16 protein-coding genes are annotated in these 13,813 nt (G+C 42.2%); 2 read left to right on the forward strand and 14 right to left on the reverse strand.

Annotated features, from left to right (window positions below):
- Positions 1–22 precede the first annotated feature (22 nt).
- The 12 genes from PNUC_RS08185 to PNUC_RS08240 all read right to left on the reverse strand — a co-directional run bounded on the left by PNUC_RS08185 (position 23) and on the right by PNUC_RS08240 (position 10,774).
- On the reverse strand, positions 23–652 hold the full coding sequence (locus PNUC_RS08185) for a PqiC family protein (RefSeq protein WP_011903406.1): 630 nt from the start codon (positions 650–652) through the stop codon (positions 23–25).
- Positions 652–2,268, reverse strand: a complete 1,617-nt coding sequence (locus tag PNUC_RS08190; RefSeq protein WP_011903407.1) for a PqiB family protein — start codon at positions 2,266–2,268, stop codon at positions 652–654. The genes PNUC_RS08185 and PNUC_RS08190 overlap by 1 nt, the downstream gene beginning before the upstream one ends.
- Positions 2,261–2,830 (reverse strand): paraquat-inducible protein A, encoded by a 570-nt coding sequence (locus PNUC_RS08195; RefSeq protein ID WP_208974591.1) that lies wholly within the window; start codon positions 2,828–2,830, stop codon positions 2,261–2,263. The genes PNUC_RS08190 and PNUC_RS08195 overlap by 8 nt, the downstream gene beginning before the upstream one ends.
- Positions 2,831–2,907: 77 nt before the next feature.
- Positions 2,908–3,534, reverse strand: coding sequence for a paraquat-inducible protein A (locus PNUC_RS08200; RefSeq protein WP_011903409.1), 627 nt, complete (start codon positions 3,532–3,534; stop codon positions 2,908–2,910).
- Between the two features lie 231 nt (positions 3,535–3,765).
- Complete coding sequence (locus tag PNUC_RS08205; RefSeq protein WP_011903410.1) at positions 3,766–4,179, reverse strand: hypothetical protein; 414 nt, start codon at positions 4,177–4,179, stop codon at positions 3,766–3,768.
- A 216-nt stretch (positions 4,180–4,395) separates the two neighbouring features.
- A complete protein-coding gene (locus tag PNUC_RS10835; protein ID WP_011903411.1) occupies positions 4,396–5,892 on the reverse strand; it encodes an acetamidase/formamidase family protein in 1,497 nt (498 codons plus the stop codon).
- Positions 5,893–5,930: 38 nt separating this feature from the next.
- Complete coding sequence (locus PNUC_RS08215; RefSeq protein WP_011903412.1) at positions 5,931–6,593, reverse strand: cupin domain-containing protein; 663 nt, start codon at positions 6,591–6,593, stop codon at positions 5,931–5,933.
- A gap of 110 nt (positions 6,594–6,703) precedes the next feature.
- Positions 6,704–7,813: a linear amide C-N hydrolase gene (locus PNUC_RS08220; RefSeq protein WP_161485405.1), complete on the reverse strand. Its 1,110-nt coding sequence runs from the start codon at positions 7,811–7,813 to the stop codon at positions 6,704–6,706.
- A 159-nt stretch (positions 7,814–7,972) separates the two neighbouring features.
- Positions 7,973–8,863: a TorF family putative porin gene (locus tag PNUC_RS08225; RefSeq protein WP_011903414.1), complete on the reverse strand. Its 891-nt coding sequence runs from the start codon at positions 8,861–8,863 to the stop codon at positions 7,973–7,975.
- A 62-nt stretch (positions 8,864–8,925) separates the two neighbouring features.
- Positions 8,926–9,972 (reverse strand): ACR3 family arsenite efflux transporter, encoded by a 1,047-nt coding sequence (gene arsB, locus PNUC_RS08230; RefSeq protein ID WP_011903415.1) that lies wholly within the window; start codon positions 9,970–9,972, stop codon positions 8,926–8,928.
- Positions 9,969–10,448, reverse strand: coding sequence for an arsenate reductase ArsC (locus PNUC_RS08235; protein WP_011903416.1), 480 nt, complete (start codon positions 10,446–10,448; stop codon positions 9,969–9,971). The genes arsB and PNUC_RS08235 overlap by 4 nt, the downstream gene beginning before the upstream one ends.
- Positions 10,445–10,774: an ArsR/SmtB family transcription factor gene (locus PNUC_RS08240; protein WP_011903417.1), complete on the reverse strand. Its 330-nt coding sequence runs from the start codon at positions 10,772–10,774 to the stop codon at positions 10,445–10,447. Before PNUC_RS08240 ends, PNUC_RS08235 begins: the two co-directional genes overlap by 4 nt.
- A 216-nt stretch (positions 10,775–10,990) precedes the next feature.
- Between PNUC_RS08240 and PNUC_RS10975 the strand changes: the two genes are divergently transcribed.
- Positions 10,991–11,272: a hypothetical protein gene (locus PNUC_RS10975; RefSeq protein ID WP_011903418.1), complete on the forward strand. Its 282-nt coding sequence runs from the start codon at positions 10,991–10,993 to the stop codon at positions 11,270–11,272.
- Positions 11,272–12,045: a polyphosphate kinase 2 gene (gene ppk2, locus PNUC_RS08250; RefSeq protein ID WP_011903419.1), complete on the forward strand. Its 774-nt coding sequence runs from the start codon at positions 11,272–11,274 to the stop codon at positions 12,043–12,045. The genes PNUC_RS10975 and ppk2 (PNUC_RS08250) overlap by 1 nt, the downstream gene beginning before the upstream one ends.
- A gap of 4 nt (positions 12,046–12,049) precedes the next feature.
- Here the strand turns inward: ppk2 (PNUC_RS08250) and ppk2 (PNUC_RS08255) are convergent, their stop codons facing one another.
- Both ppk2 (PNUC_RS08255) and PNUC_RS08260 read right to left on the reverse strand, forming a co-directional pair.
- Positions 12,050–12,955 carry a polyphosphate kinase 2 gene (gene ppk2 / locus PNUC_RS08255; RefSeq protein ID WP_011903420.1) on the reverse strand — a complete coding sequence of 302 codons (906 nt, stop codon included), beginning with the start codon at positions 12,953–12,955 and terminating at the stop codon, positions 12,050–12,052.
- Positions 12,956–13,005: 50 nt separating this feature from the next.
- The gene (locus PNUC_RS08260; protein WP_011903421.1) at positions 13,006–13,773 is read right to left on the reverse strand and encodes a lysophospholipid acyltransferase family protein; all 768 of its coding nucleotides are present in this window, start codon (positions 13,771–13,773) and stop codon (positions 13,006–13,008) included.
- Positions 13,774–13,813 lie beyond the last annotated feature (40 nt).

The following is a 13,813-nucleotide window of genomic DNA, read 5'->3' on the forward strand; positions in this document are numbered from 1 at the left end:
TAAAAGAATTAGGTCGACTCCCTTATGTAGGTGATCGACATTCGCTTTCACTGAATCGCCTAGCAATATCATCGCCCACCTTAGAAAAGGCGCGGCTTTGTGCGCTTAATAAGGCATCAAAACCGCTTCCAGAAACTGGTTCACGCACCAAAGAACGACCCATAATTTCTTGTGGTACACACTTAGTTCGGGCGCTTTGAGCTTGATTTTTTATAACCGGTGCTGAAGGCTTAATAGTCCACAATACATCCACTACAACATCGCCGTCTTGTACGCTCTCTAGATTTTGAACGTCAATCAATACTTGGTAGTCATATTGAGCTTGGGTACTTTGTGCAAAATTCCAAACATTAGGGGCGCCTAAATTACGGGCTATGTTTGATGAGATTACCCTACCTACATCTCCCTTAAGAGATCCTGCCCAGCGGTGATACTCATACACCTCTACTTCACTACCAGCAGCTTGAGTCACTAGCTGCGGACGATCCATGCGTGCAGGCACACTTACCGGACCAACCATGATGCGCATCTTATTGCTAACTGATGTCATTACAGGAATGGGCTCAGCATTTAACTTGTAATAAGAGGTTTTAGGAGAGGTACAACCCCACAGCAATAAGGAAATCAATAGGGGACTGAAGATCAATCTCATTACTTAGACTCCTGTGTTGGCTTGCCATATATTATTGACTGAGGCTGTTGATCAAGCATATCCGTCAAAGTTTTTACAGAATTTGCAGCCTTAGTGATTTCACGCAAGGAATCACGCATATCGATTAGTAGCGGAGAATCTCCATCTGTCATCGTATTAACATTCTTCAACGTCTTATCGAACTGTGGAATGATTTGATTGTCTAGTTTTTTGACTAGCTTATCTGTATTTTTAATCACGCTAGTCAGCGACTTTTCTACATCATCAAGCTCATTTGGTATAGCTGGTAATTCCAGTGGGTTGCGAGATAAATCTAAAGTGTACTTAGGCGCATTAGGGAAAATATCGATACCAATATATTTCTGACCCGTTAAAAAACTACCCGTAAGCAATTGTGCGCGCATTCCTTTTTTGATTAAGGCTTGTAAGCGCTCTATTTCATTAGTTGGGGGTGGTAATATCTTGCCAGTTTTAATAGAGCGAACTTGCAAGCGATCAGGGTAAAGGAAGATTTCTACCGGCTGAATGATTTCAAGAGTTTTTGGATCCATTGCAGTTTCGATATTTACTACCTCACCGAAGTTCATACCCCGGAACTCAACTGGGGCTCCTACAGACAGGCCACGAACTGAACTCTTAAAGTTAATGACAAAACGTTGAGAGCGCAGATCAGGCTGCTTCATAGCGATAAGGCGAGTATCGAATAAGGTAAATACAGTATCTGCCTTAGCGCGATCAGATAAAAGATTGCCCTCCTTGGGCAGCCCAGAGGAATCAGACTGCTTGTCATCTCCAGCAATAAGATTCTGAGGATCTGTGTGGCGTTGCGGGGCCTCAAATGCTATGCCACCAGCAATAACTGCAATCAAAGACTCGGTTTGTAATTGCACACCGGATGCATTAACTGTGACATCAATGCCACTAGCATTCCAAAAGCGAGTGTTGTTGATAACGTATTGATCATAGGGCGCATTAATAAAGATTTTGATAGAGACACTCTTGCCATCTTTATCCAAATCATTAGCAATCACCTGACCAACGGAGATGCGTCGGAAATATACTGGCGTGCCAACATTATGGGATCCTAAGGTAGGCGCTCGCAAGATAAACTCTCTACCTGGGCTATCTCCTGTGAGAATCGGGGGCACCTCAAGAGCGACGAAATGCTCACGAGTAGCCTCTGACTTCCCTAAATCAGCCGCAATAAATGGTCCATCTAATAAAGTACTTAATCCCGAAACACCATTAGCGCTAATACGTGGACGAACAATCCAGAACCGCGTATCTTCTTTGGCAAAATCAGCCGCACCTTGATCCAGTTGAATCTTTGCAATGACTTGTTGATGGTCTTCTGACAATTCCACAGTCTTCACTAATCCAATATTGACATCTTTGAATTTCACGAAGGTTTTACCGGCGGTAATGCCGTCACCCGTCTTAAATGCAACAGTAATGGTGGGGCCATGATCAACCACAGCCTTGTACATGAGACTAAGACCCACTACTACAGCAATAATTGGAATAATCCAAATAATTTGAGGCGCCCAACGTCTGCTACCGTGCGCAATAGCAGAAGGCAAATTAGGAAGCTCAGGCCCTTGATTTGTGTCAGACATGCAATTCCTCAGCAATCATCTCGTTATTATTTGAAAGGCCCGCGGCATCCCATATTATCCGGGGGTCAAAACTCTTTGCAGCAAAAATTGTCAGGACTACTACTGTTGCAAAAGCAATTGCACCACCACCCGCCCGAATCGACATTAAGTTACCAAATTGTACGAGCGCAGTAAGCATAGTAGCAACATAGACATCAATCATCGACCAGCGCCCGATTGCCTCCACCATACGATAGAGTTTCGCACGCATTCTAGGTTTCCAGGTCGAGCGTAATTGCACTGAAATCAAGAGGAAAGTTAAAGAAAATAACTTGGCGAATGGGATGATGATACTGGCGCAAAATAGGATGATAGCTAGCACCTGTGAGTCTGAAGTCCACAAATACACCACCCCGCCAAAAATCGTATCTTTTTCGGTGCCAAAGAGAGAGCCAGTAGCCATTACTGGCATCAAATTGGCTGGAATAATCAATACATAGGCTGCGATGACTAATGCCCAGGTGCGGGTAATGCTATCGGGCTTACGTATATGCATATCAGCGCCACAGCGTGCACACTCCATATGTGGACCCTCGGGAGCTTCCCGTTGAGCAAGGCCACAAGTATCACACCCTATTATTCCGCGAGAGGCGCCGGTTATCATATTTTTCCTTGCGAAGCTTTGACAATTTCGATCTGCTTCCAAAAACTATGCGGATCAAAATTAGCTGCAGCAGCAGTCACCGTAAACATGAGGAACACAAAAGATCCTAAAGCTATATCTGGGACCACTGATGCAAATGCATTGAGCTTAGTAATCGTCACTAGCAAGCCCAACATAAATACTTCAATCATTGACCAAGGCTTTACAAAATGCACTAATCGAAACGCATATGAAAATCCCGGGGGTAAGCGTCCTAAACTTAAGGGAAATAACAAATAAATTAAAGCGAGAATTTCAAGTGCTGGCATTAGAAATGTAGTAGCAAATACTAAGGCGGCAATGCTTGGAATTCCATCGTGAACCAACCGATATGGTGCATCCAACAATGTAGTGGAATTGCTCAGCCCATTCGAATCAATAGTAACGATGGGGAAATAATTCGATACTAGAAACAATGCGGCGCCTGTGAGCGAGAACATTAAACTCAGTCGTAAGCCATTAGGTTTATTGCGGTACAAAATATTGCCGCAGCGAGAACATGCGGCCTTGCCTCCTGGCTCTAGCGGAATTTCATCCAACAATAGATCACATTGATCACATACTAAGATTTCATTGAATCCCATGCTATGTATATCCAAACAATAAATTGGTAGGCCAATATTTATTCATGATTTATTTTAGTTCAGAAGACCATAAAATGGGCATCTCCAGATCCATAAGGGAAAGCCATAAGTCACCCTGCTATGTAGCGAAATTGTAATAAATCGTGAAATCCAGAAATTATGCCGATTTGTATCATCCAAAATTAAAAAACCACCCGTAGGTGGTTTTTCTTTTAGCGCTAATAAAACTTCTTACTTCTTGCCAATCAAATCCAAGAACTGGACGTGTTCGTTGATATTCAGGAAGAATGTAGTTGGATCATAAGTCTTGACACCATTTGTGGTGAACAAAATCATATAAGATTTAATGCCTGTCAAATTACCAGAGTTGTCTTTAGCATTGATATCGCAAACAACCATCCAACCAAAGTCAGCTGGTTTATCTGCATTTTGTCTTGCCCATGCTTTACGTGGAGGGGCACATTCTTTTTGCGCAGAATCAGGATTCATAATTTTGGCCTTCATGAATGCGGCCACTTCTTTATCAATCTCAGCTTGTTTTGGCTGAGCTGGGAATTGTGCTTGTTGTACTTCTTGTTGTGTCACTGGCGCTGTACAAGCAACCAAAGAAAATACAGCAAAAAGACTTAATAATTTAGTTTTCATAATTTCTCTTTCCTTAGAACAGCAAATATTATATTGGATTTAGTCGCTCGCTTAATAGAGCCCAAAACGAGGAAACCAGAAACCTTAAAGCAGAAATAAGACTCAAATAGCACCCTCCGATTTTTATCTTTAATTTATTTTAGGGCGGTGCCGCTATCTATTTATAAAAGAACATTAAGCCACATAGCTAAAACACTCTTTCTAACTTTTTTAGCTTCAGGATTTATTTTTAGCGCTATTGCGTAGAATGCTTTTTGGAACCATACAGGAAACCTCATAAATCCCCTGCTGAGGACGCCCGATGCGGCAATCCATAACAAATGTTGCTAATCGATATGCTCGATCCTCAGTAATAGAAAGATTCTGGGACATTTTTACTATCGATTGCATGGAGGCAGACTTCATTGCAGCCATTAAATCAGATGGATCGCTTGCATATGAAACCCAAAATTGAGCGCTGTCTTCTTTTGGAATATCAGCAGATTTTTGTGTATTGATATTTTTAGGAATAATGCAGTAAGTGCCAAGCACTTCATTCACTACTTCTGAAATCGGGCAATTCCAATTATTTAGCATGATGGCTTCTGCTTCAGGCTTTGTTACCTTGCGAGAGCTTTGAATAAATCGAACAGTTTCTTCTTTTAGATTACTCAGCGCTTGATTCAGATTCAAATCATAGCCAATAGTTATCCATGCATTAGGAGTTTCGACGATAGGCCAAACCCCAAACTCTGGACGATCCTCTTTTTTAATTAAAGTTACCGTTACGTTCAATTCAGAAAAGGCTGTTTCAAGAGCATCTAAGTCAACCTCACCATTTCCTTGAGCGGCATGCGAATCGCCTGTCCAGATATAAGCACCATCAACAAAAACTGGCAGGTAGGTAGTTGAGCCTACCGTCATCTCGCGCAAATCCAAATTGCCACCGTATGCCCCCGGTTGTTTGGAGTCACAACCAATAGTTCCCCCTAATGAACCAGACATCTTCACGCACCAACCGGAATGTTGCGGGGATGGTGGATTTTTTTCATTAAATGAAGTGATAGTGGTGTATGGAAGCAATTGCTCTTCCTTCGATCTTGCTACTGCCAATATTCCAGGAAATGGAGATAGTGGCACAACGATATTGGATTCGAATTGCATTTCCATCTTCTCGTTATCGAGATAGTAGGTATCTACCTTTGGTGGAAACTGATCATAAAAAAGGCCAGCCTTAGCAGCACTATTATTTGTTGCATAACTTCGCATGCGAATTTTATTAATATGCACAGCGACAACATCACCCTTTTTTGCCCCCTCAACAAAAATGGGGCCTGTTAAGGTATGCGGACCGCGACCAGGAAACATTGGGTCATTATTGATTGAGTCAATTTGTGCCTCAGTAATTCCAGGGGCAACTTGTCCACCACCCGCTGGGAGAGTTTCAATCATGACTGTGTCGCCAGATTTAATTGATAAAGCTGGAGGTGCACCAGCGTCGAAATATCCCCAGTTGGTTGTTGAGGGTATCGCCGGCAAAATATAGGTATTGTTTTTGCTATTAGATAGCTGCCTGACAAGCATATTTGCCTGATCAGGAGGCCCTTGAATAAAAACAGGGGCTGGAGTAATGGGCTGATAAGGTCTGGAATACCCATCATCTGGAAAGGCGTGGGTAATAGGACTAGCCAAAATAATGAGGCCCCCTAATAAAGCCAGCTTTGGATATTTCATTAGTGACCGCCCAAACGATTGGTTAATGTAAAACAATACTAGTCTAGTAAATGCCCAGTCTTCACAAAAATTGTGCAGCCCTCTTTACTAAAAGGCTGATGTAGGCTCATATGAGGACTTCTAATCCATGAGCCAGCCGGGTAGCGACCGTGTTCATCCTCAAAAACACCATCCACCACAAAAATTTCTTCGCCACCGTAATGCTTGTGAGGATTGAAATAGGTTTGAGGCGCCCATCGAACTAAAGTCGACCCGCTTCCTTGCTGCATGAGTGGCATGACATTTAAACCTGGCACCATTCCTTGATACCAGGGGGCTGTTTTTGTATTGAGCACCTCTCGCTCGACCTGATCTAGACCAAGATGTCGGAGCTTTACAAAAAGAGTGCATCCATCTTTACTAAAAGGCGCATGTGCCGATCCTGGTGGATTCATGATGTATGTGCCAGCCGGGTAGTCACCAGTTTCATCACTAAATACCCCATCCAAAACTAATATCTCTTCACCAAATTCATGGGCATGCATTGGAAATTGAGAGCCCGGTTTATAGCAGACGATAGAAGTAGCCTTTGCTACCTCATCACCGGTACGCTCCAGCATGCGTCTTTCAATACCCAATTCAGGACTCGGAATCCAAGGTAAGTCATGATGATTAACCACGACCTTTTTGCTGTAATCTGAATTGATATTCATGTGTTGCATTTTAAATTAGTAAATATAGACCTAAGAATAGCAAGTAAATTGAATTTACGCTCAAAAGAAAAACCCGCCTGAGCGGGTTTCTTTAATACCGTCTAAGTCAATTCAGAAGACTAGTTCACTGGAATCATTATTTTTGGTTGATTCAGTTTTGTATACCTAATCTCTTTAGCATTCATGTCCATTTTCTTTAGATCAAATGTATAGATGTTGTTGTTCTCATACATCTTGACGTTATAGGTCATGTCTTTGTTATTTGCTACGACGCTCCACTCGGTTACTTCATAGCCGCCTAAACCACCACCATAAGGATTGCTGGCTGGCAAAGTTACTGAGCCTGGAGGAATATCAAAGCTACCTAAGATATGCCATGCCGCATCGCCCATTTGAGCAGTTGTAAAGGTCTTAGGCACTGAATCAGATAAGAAGAGCGCACGAATAAAGCGGCTTGGACTTAGGAAATCGCCAGGAAGGCCATGTAAGCCACTACCAGAACTAGGCGCCGCAAATGTAGCACCATTAATGACTAGTGGTGGCTTTTCTACCTTAGAAAGATTTGAGTAATTACCAATATTTTTCAACTGATCACCAATTGGAGGATCATTAGTCATCACAGTGACAGGATTATCCGTAATCACTAATTGTCCATTGAGATATTCCACCACGATACTTTTCCCATTGGAATCATGGAAAGTGTAATGTGCCGCAGGTACCTGATTGTTATAGACCGCAAGTCTCGCGCCATTTACTTTAATACTGCGTAAACCAACTTTAATTTCTTCGACAGTAGAAAAATTACTCAGCACATAAGTAAGAACCTGACTGGCATTAATGCTACTAGACGATTCTGCTTGAGTAACTACAGGGAAAGAGGCGCTAATAGGAAAATTCAGAATTCCGCCAGTCAATCCCTTTTCATTAATGCCATCAAAGAACTCGGGAAGACCAAGTCCATTCATTCCAGCAACTGCATACTTAGTGATCCAACTTTGCCCAGTACCGTAGTTGCCATCAATACCGACCCCCTTGAGCTCGTAAGCTCTTGGAATGGTCATTAATTGTGATTGCAAGGGAATACCAAATTCCATGGTGCGTCCATAAACAGAACCGCCATCACTACCTTTTAATAAGAAACTAGTACAGGCATTACTCACCATTGGAGCAAAAGCCAAGGTAGCTGAAACTGAAGCAGCTACCATCTTTTTAATTATTTTTTGTTTCACTGCAATCTCCATTGAATAGGTCAATTACATAGAAAATCATAACATTGAAGACGATTAGCGATGATGGCGCTCTCAAGCGCTCTAGACTGCCTTATCCGATGAATTAAATAATTGATTTCATCAATACAAAGGGCATAAATCGCCCTTTATTCAGGTTATTTAGAAATTGGCAACTTTAATACTCAACATCACTGTAGCATCGCCGGCATTTTTAGTGGGGCCAGAACCCACTCCGCTGGCATTCTGAAACTTGTTATAGCAATAAGGCTGGGCTGTAGTTGCGGCAATGCTGCAATTTCCCTTGGCATTAGTCTGTATATAGAGCAAGTCAACCGTCCAAGCTTTATCAAGCTTTGTTTGAATACCAAACTTCCAATCAAAATAACTTGCTGCAGAATAGTTATTGATAAATTGATAACCAGTATGTGCAACAACACTCCATTGTCCATCCAACCAATTCCAAGAGCTCACAGGAAAGACTCCAAGTAGATTGGTGTAGGCAGATCCGGCGGTAGATTGTCCAGTAGGACTCAACATATTTCCAGCATTAGTAAAGGTGACATTTTGTTGAATCGTTACCGGGCCTTTTCTAACAGCAAGAAATACATCGCCGTTATGCACCAAGCCACTAGACATGCCAGGCTCCACCGGAGAGGTAACGTAGTTTGCTACATTACTGCCAGGAAAAACTACGCCGTAAAGTCCAGTGTTAATGTGATATTCATCAATGACATGAGTCCAGCCCGCAAAAAAGTCAGTCTCCAAAAAGGTTCCGGGATAACCTGCACCAGTACTGACATTAGAGTTCCACGTACCAACATAAAAATTATTTGGCAATAGTGTACCTAGCTCAAATTGGAATGCAGGCAAACCAAAGGTTTGATCAATCCCTTTAGATCGGTAATCAGATACAACGCTGGCATTCCACAAAAGCGTATACGGCTCCTGAGTAGGGTTGTATTTTTTAGTATGGTCGCTATCGCTTTGAGCTTGAGCATTACAAGTCAATAGTAAGCATGAGCCTAATAAGCAGGCTCTTAGAAATTGCATTGAAAAAATATTCAAAATGAAGGCTTACCAAGAAACGGACCTTCATCATTGTATCTATAAGTTCATTGCGCCTGAAAAACCCTCTCTTTAAGCCATAGCGCCACTGAAACTAGCCCCACCATAATCGGCACCTCAACCAGGGGGCCAATTACAGCCGCAAATGCAGCGCCTGAATTAATCCCGAAAACTGCGATAGCGACAGCAATTGCTAACTCAAAATTATTGCTAGAGGCTGTAAAAGATAAAGTACAGCAACGCTTGTACTCAATGCCCATTTTGATAGTGAGCCAGAAAGTTAATACAAACATCACCACAAAAAACACTAGCAAGGGAATCGCAATAGTGACCACATCCATTGGTAGTTGAAGAATTAACTTACCTTTCAAACTAAACATGACTACGATCGTGAAGAGCAAAGCAATCAAGGTAATCTTGCCAATTTTTGGCACAAAGATATTTTGATACCACTCTTTGCTAACAAACTTGAGCATGACAAACCGAGTCATAAATCCTGCTACACAAGGAACGCCTAAGTAAATTGCAACTGTTTTAGCAATTTCACCGATAGTGATATTGACTGCCGAACCAGCGAAACCAAAGTATGGTGGCAACACAGTCAGGAAGAAATATGCATACAGACTGAAGAATAGAACTTGGAATACCGCATTAAATGCGACTAAGCCTGCAGCATACTCTGTAGAGCCTTTGGCAATATCATTCCAAACAATGACCATTGCGATACAAGGCGCTATACCAATCAAAATCAGTCCGGCCATATATTCAGGTTGATTGGGTACAAAGGTAATAGCCAAGAAAAACATCAAGGTTGGGGCTACGATCCAATTAAGCAAGAATGCCAATCCAAAGATTCGCTTGTCCTTAAAGACATCAGGCAATTCTTCATATTTCACCTTAGCAAACGGTGGGTACATCATCAAAATCAAGCCAATAGCAATAGGAATATTGGTAGTACCAGATTGAAAATGATTAATAAAGCCCTCAATACTCGGCACAAAAAATCCCAAGCCAATACCTACTGCCATCGCAGCGAAAATCCAAACTGTGAGGTATCGATCTAGAAATGACAGTTTTTGGGTAACTTGACTCATGATTTTGTGTGAATTTCTTTTAAGCTAAGTGAATCTAATGTGTCTAGTGGCAAATCAGCCAAAAGATCAATGCGTTTTTTTAAACCAAACATCACATCACGGAATGCGCGTCTCTTATCTTCATCAGTGCCTTGCACTTGTGATGGATCGGGAAAGCCCCAATGCGCAGTAGCAGGTTTACCTGGCCAAAACGGACACACTTCTCCGGCTGCATTGTCACAAACGGTCACTATGAAGTCCATCTTAGGAGCATCAGGTAAACCATACTCATCCCATGACTTAGAAAGTAACTTACTTTCGTCGTAACCCATTTCCAGCGCTAGTTCCCTAGCAAAGGGATTTACCATAGTGCCCGGTGTAGAGCCAGCTGAGTAACCTACAAACTTACCACTCTGATGAGTCGATGCTAGCGCCTCACCTAAAACAGAGCGGGCTGAATTGTGGGTACACAAAAAGAGTATGTTGAATTTTTTCATTTAGCTTTAGCCTTCTTAACAATAGAAATGGGCGCGCATGATTGACCGCCGCAGCAGTTTTCAAGCAAGAACCCGCTTAATTCCTCAACTAGCTGCGCATTTGGACTGTAGATCAGGTTCCGACTTTGGCGCTCGACGTTCAATAATCCCGCTTCTACCAATTCCTTTAAATGAAAGCTCAATGTGGCATTGGGGATACCCAACTTTTCAATGATCTCGCTAGGTGTTAGTCCAACGTCACCGCGCTGCACAACCAGACGAAATACATTTAAACGTGTCTCCTGACCGAGAGCCAGAAAAGCCTTGATAGCATCTGTATTTTTCATATTTCCAATTATATAGAAATATAAATTACTAAATGATGACAATACTTATCGGCAGCGACACTAACTAATCAGAATTTAAAAAGCATTCATCAGGAAATTAATGTCATAAAAATGACATATAAGTGTCATATACGCTTGAAAATAGAGCGATTAAAACGTAGGATTCGTGTATAGACGTATCAATACAACCATCTACAAGCTAACCTAGGAATAGTCATGAGCCAAAAGAAAATAGTAAAACAGTTGTTTAAAAAGCTCGACAAATTAGAGTCTGACAGAGAAAAGCTGATCGACAAACTTGCTAAAGCATTGGATAAGCTAGAAAAAAAGGTTGCCACTAAAAAACCTCCTGCTAAAAAGTCTCCAGCAGCAAAAAAAGTTCCCGTGAAAAAAGCTGCAGCGAAAAAAGTTGTTGCAAAGAAGGCGCCCGCTAAGAAAGTGGCTGCTAAAAAGGTTGCGACTGAGAGTAAGCCAATTGGCAGTAGCGACGCTAGCTAATGGGGAAAAAAGATCTCGTAAAGCTGGAATCCTCTAGCTATGACTCACAGCTCCGCTTATTACAAATAGAGCTAGTAAAACTTCAAAATAGCCTCATTAGTAAGGGTGATCAGATACTGGTCATCCTCGAGGGTCGTGATACTGCCGGTAAAGATGGCACCATTAAGACCATTACTGAGCATTTGAGCCCACGAGAAACTCGGGTAGTTGCCCTAGGCAAGCCATCAGATGTCGAGTCTGCAGAATGGTACTTTCAGCGCTATGTCGCTGAATTGCCTAAGAAAGGAGAGTTTGTTCTCTTCAATCGCAGCTGGTACAACCGAGCTGGCGTTGAGAAAGTAATGGGCTTTTGCACCAAACCTCAATACACAAACTTTATGGATACGGTTAATCCCTTTGAATCCATCCTAGTGAGCTCTGGTATCACCCTTCTGAAATACTATTTAGATATTTCTAAAAAAGAGCAGGCTGTTCGTCTTAAAGCTAGAGAAGATGACCCTCTGAAGCAATGGAAGATTAGCCCTATTGATCAACAGGCGCAGAAAAAATGGGATGCTTATAGCAAGTGTCGAAATGACATGCTACAAAATACCAGCCCAAAAGATGCGCCTTGGATAATCGTTAGAGCAAACGATAAAAAGCTGGCCCACCTCAATATGATCAGAGATCTTCTCTCTAGGGTTGACTACCCCGGTAAAGACAAAAGTCTACTTAAAGTTGATCAAGAGATCACCTTTAAGTGGGACGGGAAAATTTCAAGTCTAGAAAAATAAGGCTTTAGAAAACCTCAGGGACATACATCTCTGGAGGAACCGGTCCGCGTAGATAGTCTGGGTTATGCACGCGTTTAGGCAAAGTAATTACCGGATGATCAATTTCTTGATACGGTATTTGATTCAGTAAATGGGTAATGCAGTTCAAACGCGCTTTTTTCTTATCATTTGCAGCAACAACCCACCATGGAGCCTCTGGAATAGACGTACGCTCAAGCATAGTTTCCTTGGCCTTGGTGTAAGCCTCCCAAAGCCTTCTAGCCTCTAAATCCATTGGGCTTAATTTCCATTGCTTCAACGGATCATGAATACGCATCATGAAGCGGTTGTATTGCTCGTCATCTGAAATAGAGAACCAATACTTAATTAAGATAACTCCGGAACTAATCATCATTCGCTCAAGATCAGGAACCGTTCTTAAAAACTCTTCATATTCATAGTCAGTACAAAATCCCATGACCTTCTCAACCCCAGCACGGTTATACCAACTGCGATCAAATAGAACGATTTCGCCACCGGCGGGCAAATGAGAAATATATCTTTGGAAATACCACTGAGTTTTCTCGCGCTCATTTGGAGCGGGCAAAGCCACGACCTTACACACGCGGGGATTGAGTCGCTGAGTAATTCGCTTAATTGCCCCACCCTTACCAGCAGAATCTCGACCTTCAAATAGGACAGCAACCTTAAGTTTATTCTCGACCACCCAGTCTTGAAGCTTTACTAATTCGCCTTGAAGCCTAAACAGCTCTCGGAAGTAAACATTGCGTGGAATTTCTGACTGGCTGTCACCATCAGGCGTTAGGCGATCATCATCGAGCTCCATTTCAAGCTCTTCATCCATGCTATCCAGAATCTCTTCTTGAGCACGGCGATACCACTCGGCCATTTCCTTATGCTTTGATGTCATAACTTTCCATTCCTAGGCAATATTTATAGCTAGGATAAATGACAATTTTGTTACATAAGGGGTTGATTACCTTTTAATTGCCCCAAAATGGCCTCTTGACTGTATAGAGCCAACCATTTTCGATCCCTGGAAGCACTAGGGCTCGATCCAGAAGGAAGAATAAAGGTCAATTCGACCGTGAGCTTTCGATGACTAAGGATGCTCGATATTGACTCCAGGAGCCCCATATCGCCTATAAATGCTGGGATGTCACTTCTTTCACCAGATTCTGCAGATTTATATGAGATTGCCAGGGAATACACTGGGACCTGAGCAATTACGGCCGCTTCAAATAAATTTGGCTTAAATGGAAGAACAGTCTCACCTACTGTAGATGTTCCTTCCGGAAAAATGCAGACTGATTGGGTTTTAAGCGCCTTAGCTACTTCGTTTGCAATGTACTTGCCATGGCGAGAGTTATTGCGATTGATAAAGATGGTTCCCAATTGTTTTGCCATCCAACCAAATACGGGCCATCCCTCCACCTCTGACTTAGCTACAAATCGAATGGGCTGAAATGCATTAATCGCATGTATGTCTACCCAAGAAATATGGTTCGATGCCAGCAAAAATGGAGCGGCAGGCAATATGTCTGCCTTCTTTAGCCTTAATTCAATTCCCAGAATGGAAAGTAAATGGATGGACCAATTTTGAATCAGCTTATTTTTTGTGGGTTGCCCTATGAAAGGAAATCGAAAGCAGAGCGTCGCTAAGCCGCCAAATACATGACTCCATACCCGCAACCAGTTAAATGCTTTAACTAAAGAATTCGCTTTCATATTAAATGGCAATATAAATCAAGTTTCAAAAAAAATGATT

The organism is Polynucleobacter asymbioticus QLW-P1DMWA-1 (genome assembly GCF_000016345.1).
GTDB lineage: Bacteria > Pseudomonadota > Gammaproteobacteria > Burkholderiales > Burkholderiaceae > Polynucleobacter > Polynucleobacter asymbioticus.